The 14,288-nt window shown below is 28.9% G+C and carries 12 protein-coding genes; all 12 read right to left on the reverse strand.

Annotated features, from left to right (window positions below):
* Positions 1-120: 120 nt before the first annotated feature.
* The gene (locus QRN68_RS01190; protein ID WP_285394757.1) at positions 121-702 is read right to left on the reverse strand and encodes a tyrosine-type recombinase/integrase; all 582 of its coding nucleotides are present in this window, start codon (positions 700-702) and stop codon (positions 121-123) included.
* A 344-nt stretch (positions 703-1,046) separates the two neighbouring features.
* Positions 1,047-2,417: a DUF4062 domain-containing protein gene (locus QRN68_RS01195; protein ID WP_285394758.1), complete on the reverse strand. Its 1,371-nt coding sequence runs from the start codon at positions 2,415-2,417 to the stop codon at positions 1,047-1,049.
* A gap of 210 nt (positions 2,418-2,627) precedes the next feature.
* Complete coding sequence (locus QRN68_RS26890; RefSeq protein ID WP_350224326.1) at positions 2,628-2,741, reverse strand: hypothetical protein; 114 nt, start codon at positions 2,739-2,741, stop codon at positions 2,628-2,630.
* 248 nt (positions 2,742-2,989) lie between these two features.
* Positions 2,990-4,168, reverse strand: a complete 1,179-nt coding sequence (locus QRN68_RS01200; protein WP_285394759.1) for a hypothetical protein — start codon at positions 4,166-4,168, stop codon at positions 2,990-2,992.
* Positions 4,146-6,278, reverse strand: a complete 2,133-nt coding sequence (locus QRN68_RS01205; protein WP_285394760.1) for an AAA family ATPase — start codon at positions 6,276-6,278, stop codon at positions 4,146-4,148. Before QRN68_RS01205 ends, QRN68_RS01200 begins: the two co-directional genes overlap by 23 nt.
* Positions 6,279-6,437: 159 nt before the next feature.
* Positions 6,438-6,998, reverse strand: a complete 561-nt coding sequence (locus QRN68_RS01210; RefSeq protein ID WP_285394761.1) for a hypothetical protein — start codon at positions 6,996-6,998, stop codon at positions 6,438-6,440.
* A gap of 28 nt (positions 6,999-7,026) precedes the next feature.
* Positions 7,027-9,066: a DNA primase family protein gene (locus QRN68_RS01215; RefSeq protein WP_285394762.1), complete on the reverse strand. Its 2,040-nt coding sequence runs from the start codon at positions 9,064-9,066 to the stop codon at positions 7,027-7,029.
* A 127-nt stretch (positions 9,067-9,193) separates the two neighbouring features.
* On the reverse strand, positions 9,194-10,555 hold the full coding sequence (locus QRN68_RS01220) for a PriCT-2 domain-containing protein (RefSeq protein WP_285394763.1): 1,362 nt from the start codon (positions 10,553-10,555) through the stop codon (positions 9,194-9,196).
* 243 nt (positions 10,556-10,798) lie between these two features.
* Positions 10,799-11,710: a hypothetical protein gene (locus tag QRN68_RS01225; RefSeq protein ID WP_285394764.1), complete on the reverse strand. Its 912-nt coding sequence runs from the start codon at positions 11,708-11,710 to the stop codon at positions 10,799-10,801.
* A gap of 603 nt (positions 11,711-12,313) precedes the next feature.
* Positions 12,314-12,865, reverse strand: coding sequence for a hypothetical protein (locus tag QRN68_RS01230; protein WP_285394765.1), 552 nt, complete (start codon positions 12,863-12,865; stop codon positions 12,314-12,316).
* A 124-nt stretch (positions 12,866-12,989) separates the two neighbouring features.
* Positions 12,990-13,619 (reverse strand): hypothetical protein, encoded by a 630-nt coding sequence (locus QRN68_RS01235; RefSeq protein WP_285394766.1) that lies wholly within the window; start codon positions 13,617-13,619, stop codon positions 12,990-12,992.
* A gap of 198 nt (positions 13,620-13,817) precedes the next feature.
* Entirely contained in the window at positions 13,818-14,096 is a 279-nt protein-coding gene (locus QRN68_RS01240; RefSeq protein ID WP_285394767.1) for a hypothetical protein, read from the reverse strand.
* Between the last annotated feature and the right edge of the window lie 192 nt (positions 14,097-14,288).

Genomic DNA, 14,288 nt, shown 5'->3' on the forward strand with positions numbered 1-14,288 from the left:
AACACTCCCTACCTAAATATCGGTAATCTAGCCCCCTGCTATCATTTAAAATCCCTCTCAGAATCACTTCTGTATTACTAAAAAAGAACGTAACAACTAAACATGTTCCTGCGGCTCCTACTAAAAGAATGAAATGCTTTTTATGCTGTTTTCAATTGTTTCCTCTGTAATCCCAATATATCGCAGTGTAGTCTTTTGTGATGAATGGTTGAATATCTCCATCAATATAGCTACATCTTTAGTTGCTTGATAGTATGTGTAGCCAAATGTTTTACGCATTGTATGTGTTCCTATTGAATGGTTGCCTATCATATCACCAGCTTTAGCAATAATGCGATACGCTTGTGTCGTTGTGATGTGACTATCGCCTTTGCGACTAGGGAACAAATAAATAGCATCAGCTGACAGTGTTTCAATATAATCTGCAATATCAGCCATAAGATTATTCAAATAAACCGTTCTTTCCTTCTTCGTTTTACCTTCACGAATCTTGAATGAAGATTTGCCTTTCACTTGTTCCACTTTCAAAGCAACTAAGTCACCACATCTCAATCCTGTCGAAACACCTATTTTAAATAATAGCTGGTCACGTAATCCATTTTGTGACATCCCTAATGCTTCGATTAATTCATTAATTTCTTGTTTACTTTTTATGGGTTGTACATCAATTAACATGCCTTTCTTTTCATTCAAATTAGCCATTATTTTACCACCTCTTTTTTGTATGCTATTTTAATTAATTTCACATTACCATACATTCAATAGAGTATCAATAAGCGAATGGCTTAATATCAATATTTCATATGTATGCTAATTCTAAAAAGCATACATTCATTAATAGTACCCCATATACTAGTTTGCACAAACAAAAAAATCTCTGCAACATCCACAGAGATTTTTACAATTCATATTCAGTTGATTTTTAGGAAACCAATTTCTTCAACATAGCAATAGCTAAATTTAGAACAATGAAGGTATAGGAGGAGTATTACATATTTACGAACTTGTTTCAAAGACCTTATACAAATAATTTAATTATCAATTCCTTAAGCTTTTAAAGATTCTTTATATACATTTATGCCTATTTCCTTATTAATAGCCTCTGTATACTCCTCACATATTATATTCATTTCTATCTTAAAATCACCAACACTTTTAGGTACAATTAAAAACTTCTCACTAAAGATTCTTTTCCTAGTATGCATTAAACTTGAACACTTGATTGTCAATTCATTATCAGAAAATGAAATAAGATTATTCTTATTATTATTTAAACTATTCGAAGAACTCCAGTTTAAAATTCCTCTATTTAATTCTACTCCTCCAAATAGAGCTTTATCTGAATAAAAATGTGATACATCAGCTAACGGGAAATTAAAACGCTCCTCATAATATTTCTCCTCTGCTACTTGTAACGGGTCTTTAGGTAACTCAGGAATTTCGGGTTTTGTTAAATCATCAATCCCTCCCTCAATAACTTTAACTTCTTCCGGAAAATACATATCAACAAAAATATTTGTAGCTTTTGCTTTTCCATCGTTACAAAGCGTAATTTCATACTCTGTACCCATATCTTTTGCCCTTTTATAACTTTCTAATTCTCTATTGTAATCTTCAATTTTAACATTAGTTTCCTCCACTAACAAATTATGTTTATCAATGCTTTCTTTTGTTATGTATGGTTGCAAATGCTCGGGTACATCTTTTTCTTCTATCACTGAATATAAATTTAACTTATTAACTTTCATTTCGTAGTTAAAAGGGATATTCACCTTATCATCTCTATTAATCTCAACTAATATTTCAGGAATACTAAACTGCAACTTTTTCTTGAGTGATTCTAATTCCTCTTTTAGTTCTCTATTCTCAGCACTTAATTTAGTAAGTTCTTCTAATGTTTTAGTAGTGTCAATGGTATTTGCTCTTATCCATCCAATTTGGGGAGTCAATGTAAATGCCTTAAATAAGGCTGCTGTAACTTTGGATGTAAGCTCATCCTCATTACTCCAAAAATCACACATTTTATTCTGTGTTACTTTCTCTATAAATCTTTCTAGCTTTTTAATACTCTTTTGATTATTCTCACGTTCATTAGGGGATGTAGGCACATTACGGTCTTTAATAAATGCCATTATAGGAATACCCTTCGACTTAGCATAATCATATTCTTTTTCGGTATATGAAAATCCATCATCAGCTAATGAACCATATCTATGTCCAAGTATAATAACATAGTAATCACTCTTATCTATGGTATTTGTTATTACTGTCCATTGGTCATCATCCCCAGCACTAAACATCTCCATTCCAATCGGGAAATGATAGAGTGTAAGAATTTGCTCACTAATTTTCGCTCTAGCATTTACTAAGTCTGTATAGGTTGAGCTAATAAAGACTTGATACTTTTTATCTCCCATCTGACTTCACTCCAATACTCTATATTAATCACCATATTACCATTAAGGTTATCAAACAGGAACAAAAAGGAATTTTACTACTCCACTCTATGCTGAATGATTGATTAAGTTCTATATTATTTTAGAAAATCCAACATTTCCACATCTACGAGCATTTTTAAATTTTCAGTTTTTTTATACGGGGAATCTATTACCCATTCTAATAAAGGTTTAATAATATAGAATAAAAGCTTTTTTTATAATCAACCTACTTTTCTTAATCTTCGCCATCGTTTTAACTTCTTTATATGTATGACTCTTGACCACCTCAAAAGTATGTCCCACACGTTGCTTAGATTATTTTTAGGTCTAAAAACTTCCCACCGATTCTCTTAAAACTAATACATTATAGAAATCCACATCAACAAGTTATTGTACCTAACTAAAGAAACAGTATCACAATTCCAAATATACCCCAACCCAAAATCCGAAAAATTAGCTTTATGTCTAACTGGGTCTAAGTGTTTGCTTTTCATAATGACTTAAACTACCTCATTAACTCCCTCTTCAAAGTTTCCAAACACATTTTATATTTAACTTTTATAATTTTTAATAATATCAAATGATAATTTAGATAATATATATTTTCCAATATTTTTTTCATTACTTAAACCTAAATATAAGGCTTCTTCAATTTCTTTAGTAGAACTGAATAAATTAGGATATCTTAAGCTTATTTCTTTTATTCTCTGTGAACTGTTAATATAAATATTTCTCAGTAAGTTTTTAACATAAATATTATGACTAGAATAAACAACTCTTAAACCAAACACTTCTATTGAATTGTTTATTTTCCTCATTAATTCTTTGTCGCTAGTGGTTATCATGAAATCTATATCAAATTCTATCCCTAATCCTATCATACCTAAATACGATTTATGATTTATTTTAAACTCTACATTATTGTGAAATTGTTCTTCAAACGGATAAATAACTTCATTACTTAACAAATCAATATCTTTTTTGAAACTACTATTGCAAGTATTGCAACACGGAATTAAATTAAATATAGATATGGATAAATATGGATATAACGATTTTGCATAAAAATGGTCTAAAACTGCCCTTGTTTTTTTATTTTTTTTAATAATAGTATGAATAAATTGTCTATCACAATACGGACAAACTTCCAAGTTTAACATCTCTGTATATTTGTAAGCATCCCAACAATTTAACCTTTCTTCCTTATATTCCGAGAAATCCTTATAATCAAATATTTCACTCAATGCTTCAGCGAAAGTTATAGTCTCTTTCTTTTTCTCTTGCTTTATTTTATAAATATAAACCAAACAATTTTTTTTGTTTATATTTTTTAAATCTCTTTCGAAATCTGCAATTCTTCTGTAATTCTTAATAACAGTTTGAGTAAAATATTTTTCTAATTTATTATTCCTTATAAACATTGGTAATCTTTTTGAAGCAATTGTTATACCTTCTTTTTTTCTTTTTCTAATAAGCGCTTTAACTTTTGAATCAGAAATATAATAATTTGTTTCAATATCAATAATTACATTTTTCAAATCATCAAGATTACCAGTTAAAACAATCTCTAGATTCGATATTAAATAATTTAATATCAAATTAAATTTTCTAAACGCTAAATCATCTTTATATATTTTCTTTTGATTTAAAATTCTTTCTTGTACTTTTTCAAACAAACTATCTAAATGTTTAGATTCTATATATCTTCTATCTTTTTTTATTGATATCATTGTTTTTCTCCATAATTCTAATTTGAATATCAATTTGTTTTTGTATTTCTCTAAGTTTTTCTAAAGTCGCTTCAGAAGATGAGTTATTTTTATATTGCAATTGTCTTTGTCTATCTCCAATGAGCCTAAACATTTGATTCTGAATAAGCTCATCCCCTATTAGTTCAGTTTTTTTATGAATCACTGGCAAATTTTCTAAAAACTCTAAATCTTCAGTAGAATTAATACTATCTAATATTAACTCAATTTTTTTTGTAGCAAATTCTCCAGTAGTAGACTTTAAAAATTGCCCCTGACTATATATATTATGAATATTTGCAGCAAATGTATTATCAATATCTATATCTTGATTCACAATGCCTATTTCATTAGAATTTTTATATAAAAATAAAATATTATTTTTTGGTAAATCTGATATTAATAAAGGAGAATGTGTCGTCAGAAATATTTGAAATCTATTTTGATTAAAGCAGTTCTGGTTCTGTATAAAATTTAATAATAAGAAAATAAATTTTCTTTGCCATTCTGGGTGTAATGTCAAGTCTCCTTCATCAATTAATAATATTACGTCTTTACATTTTAACTTGCCTCTTGCTGTGTATAATTCTGATAATAATGAAAATAAATTCTCTTCACCTTGACTAAGATTATTCCATTTAAAGGTAAAAAACTCGTTTGAAGTGTATATTTTTTCGTAGTTTTCAAAGAATTTTTGCATGAACCTGGTATGCTCTATTGTTGTTTCTAATTTTAAAACTCCTGCTTTTGTATTAGAAGTGGTAACGCCATTGTCTACAGCATTATAACTTGTAGTGGATACTTCTAGGTACTCACAAAAATCGTCTGTATACATAAAAAAGTCAGTTAATATAAAAGATATGAAATCGATATATGAATATGTTAACCTTTCTATATTAGTAGCAATTTTAATAGTATCAAATTTATCTATCTTCATCTCGGGAACAAATTCTTTAAATGCATTATTAAATAGAGATAACATTGCCCCAATATTAATATATTCCTCCATATGCGATTCAATATATTTTTCCTCAAATGCTTTAAAAAGTTTTATATATTTTTTAAAAAATAATAGTTCTTCAAAATCCCTAAAATATCCATCAATTATTCTCATTAATATAGATTGTTTTATAATTGTTTTTATATCTGTTGAATTTTGACTTATTCTTTTATATAAAATATTTTCAGTAATAAATTGCGTGTTTACGTTTCTTTCATATCTTAGCAAATCTTTTTCATCCGGCCCCCAAATAGATGTTCTCAATTTTGAATCCATAAAATCTAAACCAATATAAATGTGAGATGGTAACTCTAAATATTCATCCAAGAAATCCCTATTTTCTAAATTTGAAATAAACTCTATTTTATTTTTTATATCTTTATTTTCAAATTTTTGATATAGATTCATTTTAAATCTTTGGTCAGGATTTTGAAGATGACCTTCATATGTTAGAAAATTATTTGGAAATGCTTCGTTATAATACATACGATTGTTTAAAGAGATATCAATCATATTCTCCGCCTCTTGCTTCATCCAACTAAAATTAAATTGATTAGAAAAATAAATTAATGAAGTATCATGATATAAGTCGCTATTTTCAACAATATAATAATTTTTCTTTTTAATTAGTGATTTTTTATCTAAATAACTATATGTAGTTAAATGAATATTTTTAATTAACCCGAAATTTTCTATGTTTATAATTTCATTTAGTCCTATATCTATCTTTCGATTATTTACATATAATGAATTCATCATATTTTTATTAATCAATATGTAAATTGTTTCATTTTTAGTATATATTAATATATATTTTTGATAATCCTCATCAACTACTAAACCATGATTATGCAGTCTTATAATATAATCTAATAAAGTGGATTTACCAACTCCGTTTTCTCCAACAATCGCTTTAATATTTAGTACATTATTACCTGACATACTAAAAAAGTCAGGAATGTATTTTTCATTATTTTGAATATGTAATATTTTGTTATTCTTATCAAAGTTAAATAAATATTTATCTGTAAAATTATATTGTTGATTTTGAATTCCATTGTATTTTTCCAAATATAAATATAATAAGTTCATATTGACCACCTCTTAGATTTATTCAGCACCTAATTATATACCAATATTGTGCTTTTTAGCCATTTCACAAAAAAAAATACAGAAATTTCAAGTATATAATTAATATATGTATCATACAAAAAAGCGAATGGAATTTTGTTATCATTCCATTCACCTTTCCTATTCCTCTGTATCTTCAAAGATGCTTCTTAAATATTTTTGTCGCTCTTCACTTAATCCATTAAAAATTTCAGCATTAAAATATTCCTTCATTTCTTCCACTGTACAAATACCTTCAATCTCGTCAGAAAAATCATCCACATCTATTTCACATTCTTTGAATACTAAGACAATAAAACCCTCTATCTCCAAAGCTCTATCAAGTTCTATACCCGCAAATGAAAATCTATCATTGATTTTTTCTTTAATATTGTAAAAATCAGTTACTTTCAGCAAGCCATTGGCATTATTAATATAATGCCATACCACGCCTGCTTCTCTTTCAATAATTTTTTCTAATGCCACTTTTTCTTCCGCTACATTTTGATAATACGCTGCTAAAGATACCTGAAAATCACGCTCTATAAACGCCTCATAGTCACATGAAAAACCTTCCAAATCAATCTCATTGCTGCTCACCCCAAGCAATTCATTGAATTCCTCAATAAAAATGCCCTCATCCTGTTCTTGACCTTTATTCGCAAAATCTACTTGAATAACTTTACTTTTATCGTTTTTCATAAAATAGCTCCTTCATATTTAATTATGCTTATCCCATTAAATCCTTTAAATTGACCACATTGCCGTTCGTATGACCTTGCTCTACTTTATTTTCTATAAAATCCTCCAACTCGCCTTTAATCACACCAAAGCACTGTTGTACACGCTTCGATTTGCCATTCTTTTTAATAGGCTTCTTCACAACTCGCTTCTCAAATCCTTCTATATCCGCATTCAAATCCAGTTCAAAATTCCCTTTATTTTTTGCTCTATAATTATTATTTTTACACCATTCAAAATATAATTCATACAGCTCGTCCAGCGTCATATAATCGCTTTCTAATAACTTCAATACTTCCATTTCATTCTGCTGATTTTTATAAGTCAATTCCGTCATCAATTCATGCTTCCCATGACGCATTTCATAATCTAGCAGCGTGACATTTTCCATCATAAATTTCTTTACAACTTTTAAAGAATTAAGATACTCCTCAATAAGCCGTTCCATTGTTGGTGTAACTGTTAATTGCTTTGTATGATTGATAACATTGCTATAAGCCTTGACGCTCAAATGTATTAAACATGCAATAACTTTTTCATCTGCTACATACATTGCTATTTCTTCACTATTATAAACAGCTTTTTCAGCAACTTTATATGGGCAATTAACAATTCTTAATCGCCTTTTAATTGCCTCACCACTCTCATTAAATGGTGGAATAAAGTTACAAGAAAAAATCAACTTTGCATAGCTGCTTTTAAATTCACTATCCTTAAATTTCTTTTCCATTCTTACCTTATCTTCACCAGTCAATAGCTTTAGATTTTTCATATCCACTACACCATTCTTGCCTAGCTCACCGCCAATATTAGCCAACTTTCCTTCTAGCAAGCCAAGCGTGAAACTTTTATCATTGGATAAATCCTCTAAGCTCACATTACTTACATTCGTTGCACCTAGTAAATTGGTGATAAGACTTAATAATGTACTCTTACCATTACCACCCTCACCATACAAAATAACAAATTGTTGATGCAACATACCCACTGTCATACACATACCAATATACTCTAATAAAACAGGAATGGACTCCTCTTCTACAATCGTATGTAGAATATTCATCAAAATCTCCATAGATTGCTCATCATACCGCTCGTTATAATTGTAAGGAATTTGATTTTTTGATAAAAAAGCAGGCGTATGAGGCTTTAGCTCATTCGTTTTTAAATCATATAATCCATTCATAAAATTAATTGTCGTGGCAAGTTGGTTTTTATATTGATAATCCGTGTGTTTTTCGGTATCATTATATTGTGTTAATTCAATGTCCAGTTGATTTAGCACTTCTCTATTATTCTTAATATCACTATATAACACGCCTAATTTATCTTTGATTTTCTTATTCATTACCTTGTGATAATCCACATAAACGCCTTTATCATAGATATAATTCATATTACCCTCTCGCATAAAATGTTCTTCTTTTAGCAGTTCCTCCGCTACAAGCCAATAATTTAACCGATTATCAATCAAATATTTTTTCATTCTATTTTTTTCAGCGTTGATTGTTTCCATATTACTATCCTTCAAATTTTTATAATAATCTGCTAATAACTTACTGATAGATTGATAGACTATATCAAAGTCCTTCGCTTTCACATCCAACTCTCTCAAAATTTTATTTTTATATCTTATAAAATAATGAGCATAGCCACTCTCTCGCTCTACCACATACAACAAACTTAGCAAATAATAATTTAATAGCTCATCTTCCTCAAGGCTCATAGCAGACTTTAATTGTTTTAAAGCAGCTATTTCCTTATCAATTTTTAAACAAATATCTCCTATCTCCAAAACTTGCTCTAATTCACCCTCAACATGCTGTAAATTAATAAAGAAATCTTTTCTATAGCTATTGTCTACTTCTTCACTAGCCAATTCACCATCTATTTGTTGTTGCAATAACGCTAATTCTTCTTTCATTGCAAGCAACTTCTTCATTTCATCAGCGCTTAAATTATTAATTCCCTTATTCACCATCCTTTCTATAAATATCTCCATCACTTTCATTTTTTCTTTTAAATTCAAAATATCACTCCTCCATTTATATTATTTTTACTACTATCTCATCTTATTATATTAACATTCATATCATCAACTGATTTTTGTACATTTCGAATTTTATTTTAAAAATCATATCAATCATACAAACATATCATCTTTTATACTTATCACTATAACCTAAACGAATAGGTGATTTACCTTGATTAAATAACCTACAGCCTTTACATAAACTACTCCTACTTACTTTATTACAAAGGAATGGTTTCATTTTTTGTTCAACGAATGTTTGATATTTTCTTGTAACTTCAAGCGAGTTATACCTAGCATCATCCCTACTCCACTCATGCGCCTTGTTAAAACCATCCTTTATATTGGCGCACAACATCAACAATAAATTCCATTCCTCATAACTACATTCATGCTGGTTATCTACCTTGTGCCGCACCCAATTACAGCGTTCATAAATTAAATCACCATCAGCCTTTTTATCAGATGAATAGAGGCTTTGTTGCTTGCCATGAGCTATCTTTCGCTGTTCCCTTTCAATCGCTTCTTTTAAAAATCCTTTTACATCCTCATATTTCAATTTATTGGCATCCTCAAAATACTCAATCGTAACTAGCTTCGGTTTATCTTTATTTTTAAAGTTATAAGTAAATGGCACACGCATCATTTTTAAAACATTGGACTTATCAATTTTCTTACCTATCTTGTTAGCCTCCTGATTGACGTACTCGCTAAACAACCTATAAATCAAATTGATTTCCTCACATTCTTCTATCGTTTCAAGCCTTAATATCTCATTAAATTTGTAGTAGACATGTAGTCCGCCTCCGCTATTTACAATCATAGTAGGCTTAATTGGTAGTGACATCATAAAGTCAGTCGCTTGCTGGAAGCTATCAAAATATTGATGATGCTGCTCGTTATGATGTCCGTCTATATTGACATCAACATCTAGCCATAACCCAAATACCTCGCTTATGGTATCTAAAGTGCCTCTGACACGCTTTAATATATTTTGAGTAAGTACCTCTATATCCTCTTTAAAATAACCATGAAAATCGTGATTACTGTACTCATTTAACTTTTGCCACATGGTATCATAGCAAACTAAAGCATTTTGTAATTCAGCTTTCTTCTTATTTAAGCTGATACCTAACTCTCTTTCCTTTTGTTCAATACTACGCAACGCTCGTTCCGCTTGTGCGGCTTGATAGCCATACCCTTGATTGATGTACTTTTTATAGAGTGCTGCTACTATTTCATGCTTGGTGTTATCCTCCCCTACCTTTTTTAGTTTTGCTTCCTTTTCTGATTGCAAAGCTAAATTGATTTGAACCGTATACCCCTTAGCTGCTTCTGCTTGAATGTAATCAGCCACACTATCTTTATCATGCACATCAATAAACACACTAACCTTTGTATCTATATTAAATAATAAAAACCTACCTTTATATTTAATATCACTAGGATATAAATATTCTAAAAAATCATTCATATTATCTATCAATCTACAAAACCTCCTAAACATTTTATAATTGAATCATAAAATAAACATTTAGGTATCGTCTATAAAGTTTTACGCAATTATAAAAACATTTCTATATGCCAACCTTACAATTTAACTCAAAATAAAAAACACTCTCAAGATGAGAATGCTTTTAAACTTTAGATTTGTCGTTCATATGATTGAATTGGTAAAATTCCATTACTTATAACTAAATTACTTTACAATACTTTGAAGCACTTTTGTTTAATACATATAAATCTGCTTCGTATTATACACAACTCCTGTTATGTTTAAAAACTCACTTGAAGTTATCACTCTTTTAGCTCTCATATTTGAACAAAATGCTACATGTTTCTTCCCACTTTCAAACTCTTTTTTAAGGTTTTCATAAATGTTTTCGTCATTGAACAATATCGAAACAGAGGCATATTTATTTTTACCATCTTCGTTTTCTCCAAGAAATTTAAGTTTAAGCTTGATGGAGTAATATGAAAAATTCTCATTTGATTTTTCAAAATTTTTAATCTCCCCCTCTATACAAAGGGGATAATTAATTTTGTTCTTCATAAGTTTACTAAAACATTTTTCATAGTCATCAAATTCAAAATAAAAATCAGACCATCTAATATTCTCACTATTAAATTGAATTTCTATTAATTTTTTCAGTTCAGATTCATCTTCAACTTTGGATTTAATTTGCATTATTTTTTTCATGGTTGATAAATATGCTGAAATCTTCCCTGAAGAAATATAATTTTTAGTAGGCTGTTTTGTATTATCAACATCCACATCTGTGCTTTCTTTCTTTTTTGATGAATCACTATTTTTAATTGCTTTTGAAATTAAATTAAGCCTTAAGCTATACTTTTTATCGTTTAAACTAACCAATGCATCGTCTGAATCTCGTGCTGCAATATTTAATTGACCTAACGTGTTATAACCACACTTTTCTATATGCTCTACTTTCCCTCTCCTTCTAAAATAAGCACTAACTGGGCGGTTCTTCCGTTTGGAATTACCAACAAAAGTTAACGGAATTCGACATTTCTCATTACTACAATAAAGCTCATCTTTAATGTTATTTTTTGTAGCTTCTTCAATCGTTACATCTCTTTTTAGTTTATTAGAATATGCTTTCGGCATTTTTAATCCCACAATCTCACCTCGTTGTTATTTACCCATAGTAATAGTCTTAGACAAAATCCAGAGATTTCCTGCTAAAAACGACATATAATAACATCGACTTATACGCGCATTACTTAGCTTTTCTAACTAGTTACATCAGTTACACTGGTTACACCTTTTTTACATAAAAGGTTTATTATAAAATTTATTTTTAAAAGAAAAAAAATATATGTATATCATAACTATCAAAATAGTGTAACTGGTGTAACCCATATCTATTTATTATCCATTGTAAATAATATTATGTAGTATTTCATAAAGTTAATAGCTCTATAAACCTTGATATATCAACGCTTATAAGACCTTTCTTAAATCAAGTATGTATTTCATAATTAAAATTTCGTGCAAAAATGGATGTAACTAGCAAGGCTAAAAGTGTAACCGACATAGCCAAATATGTAACCAGTACCTTTAATTCTTAGCGTTCCACACAATTACATATAAAAATTTTGCAATATAAAACGCTACTCGATATGAGTAACGCTTATTGAACATTTATATGAGATTATTAATTTGTAACCTAGTCTATAAAATATCTACTTATGAGAGTGCTAAAAATTATAAAAATAAGACTTATATCGCACCGTTACTTCTTAAGTTTTTCATAATTTGAGGATTATCATTCTCAACACTATAGAAGAAGTTTTCGTCTACATGATTTTCAATATCCCATTCTTCTATACCCCATTCATTGGTAGTGATTAGTATTATTTTTCTGGATTGTGTACACTTAATTTCATCCAAAAACTTATTGTACCTTTTTGAATTTTTAAGTACCGATTCGACTGGATAAAACAAAGTAAAAGTATCTTCATTGCCTTTGGGATTATTTTGTGTATGAGTTGCATAACTACTAAAATTCACACTCATTTTCCCCAATTTATAAATAGCTGTTGATTTAATTGAATTAGGTAGTAAATCTTTATTAAACGCACGATTAATATGATATGACATATCAGACATAGAACCAGTTCTTATAATTCCCTTATTAAATACTTGATTTAAACAAGAAAGTGTCGCTATTAACTTAGCTTCGTTATCATAACCCCTTACTAGCATTGTTCTTTTATCTGTATCATTTAAAAAGTTTGTTATAACATCAATTGCTTTTTGCTCATCAGTCATAATACATCCCCATCCTTCCATCTACTAAATTCGACAAAAAGAGAAGTTTTCCTTCGATAAAATTCCATTGTTTTTAACAAATAACAATTACTATACACAATAGAACTATTACACAATAGAACTATTAAGAGTTTTTAGGAAAGAGTTTTTCATTTCGTTCTTTATCAATATGTTCAGCAACTTCTTGAAAAATTTTACTTACTTCTTTTGAGTCTAATTTTCTACCCTTCTCTATTTCTATGACGATTCGTTTCCATTCAGCTTTTAGAATTACTTGTTGGATAAAATGTATATTAGCACTTAAGTTATTTAATTCTTTATAATCATCATCTACTGACTTGCTAATGTATTCTGTTAGTAAGTTTGATACTTGATTGAAAAGTACACTAAGTTTTTTAGAATAATCTTCTTTTGGGTTTAGCAACAAATAAATCTTTTGTTTTATACTCTCTAATTGAAGTAATTTATCAAAATGCTCTTTCCCTTTTTCATCTTCAACCGTTACCTCATCCAAATCATATAAAGTCACAAGCAATGTTAACTCTGACATAAGCATTGTATATTCAACAAAACTGTCTCGAATTTTATTTAACCACTCAATTCTTTCTTTACTGATAGTATCAATATATCTCCTCTGTTTTTGGCTAGTTAGATTTAACTTCCCAAGTAGAGTATTTAAAAACAGCGTAATTGCCCCTATTGAAGCGGTTATGATTGCTACCTGTACTGGTACTTGAAGCTCTAAAAATGACATTCGTAACACCTCTTAAATCGTTTTAATCATAACTAATATACCATATATCGAATATATAAAATACAAATATAGTAAATTCATTAATTATTTAGTTTTAGTTAATCAAAAATGCAACTCATTATGCCCATGTATATAAAATTTTGCAATAAAAAAAACGCTACCTGTGTAAGTAACGTTTATTGAACACTATAAAGTTATTTAAAATATATCAAATGAATCTCCATCTCCAAAGACGGTATTTTTATCCCTATTCAGCTTTTCGTCAAAAATAAAATTTCCTACATCGCTAACTAACTCCACGTCCTTTGTAGTAATTTCACCACGAATATTATTTTCAGCTTTGAATGCTTTATCATATAACTTCAAATCGAAATCTGTTAATTCTTTAACCACCTCATAAGTAGAATATCCTGTAGTGGCTGTTTTTTGACGAATAATGCTATCCATATCATTCACTAACATTGAATCGTTAAACATATTAAAAACCCCTTTCCTTTTTGTTATAAAAACTTATTCGGCATAAGATAGAGAAAGGTTTCAGATTTATCAAAAACATATGTAGAAATATCTGAAGTAGCAAAGTCAAATTTACTATCTAAATTAGTTACTAGGTTCTTATTAGTAGGACATGTTTCTTTTGTAGGTTTTGTATAATGTATATCGTTAACC

The organism is Lysinibacillus sp. fls2-241-R2A-57, assembly GCF_030209535.1.
Lineage (GTDB): Bacteria > Bacillota > Bacilli > Bacillales_A > Planococcaceae > Lysinibacillus.

Bases quoted from the DNA above. Each gene is read 5' to 3' on its own strand.
- QRN68_RS01200 (WP_285394759.1), bottom strand. From the start codon at position 4,168: ATGATATCAATAAAAAAAGATAGAAGATATATAGAATCTAAACATTTA.
- QRN68_RS01195 (WP_285394758.1), bottom strand. From the start codon at position 2,417: ATGGGAGATAAAAAGTATCAAGTCTTTATTAGCTCAACCTATACAGAC.
- QRN68_RS01205 (WP_285394760.1), bottom strand. From the start codon at position 6,278: ATGAACTTATTATATTTATATTTGGAAAAATACAATGGAATTCAAAAT.
- QRN68_RS01235 (WP_285394766.1), bottom strand. From the start codon at position 13,619: ATGTCATTTTTAGAGCTTCAAGTACCAGTACAGGTAGCAATCATAACC.
- QRN68_RS01190 (WP_285394757.1), bottom strand. From the start codon at position 702: ATGGCTAATTTGAATGAAAAGAAAGGCATGTTAATTGATGTACAACCC.
- QRN68_RS01210 (WP_285394761.1), bottom strand. From the start codon at position 6,998: ATGAAAAACGATAAAAGTAAAGTTATTCAAGTAGATTTTGCGAATAAA.
- QRN68_RS01240 (WP_285394767.1), bottom strand. From the start codon at position 14,096: ATGTTTAACGATTCAATGTTAGTGAATGATATGGATAGCATTATTCGT.
- QRN68_RS01230 (WP_285394765.1), bottom strand. From the start codon at position 12,865: ATGACTGATGAGCAAAAAGCAATTGATGTTATAACAAACTTTTTAAAT.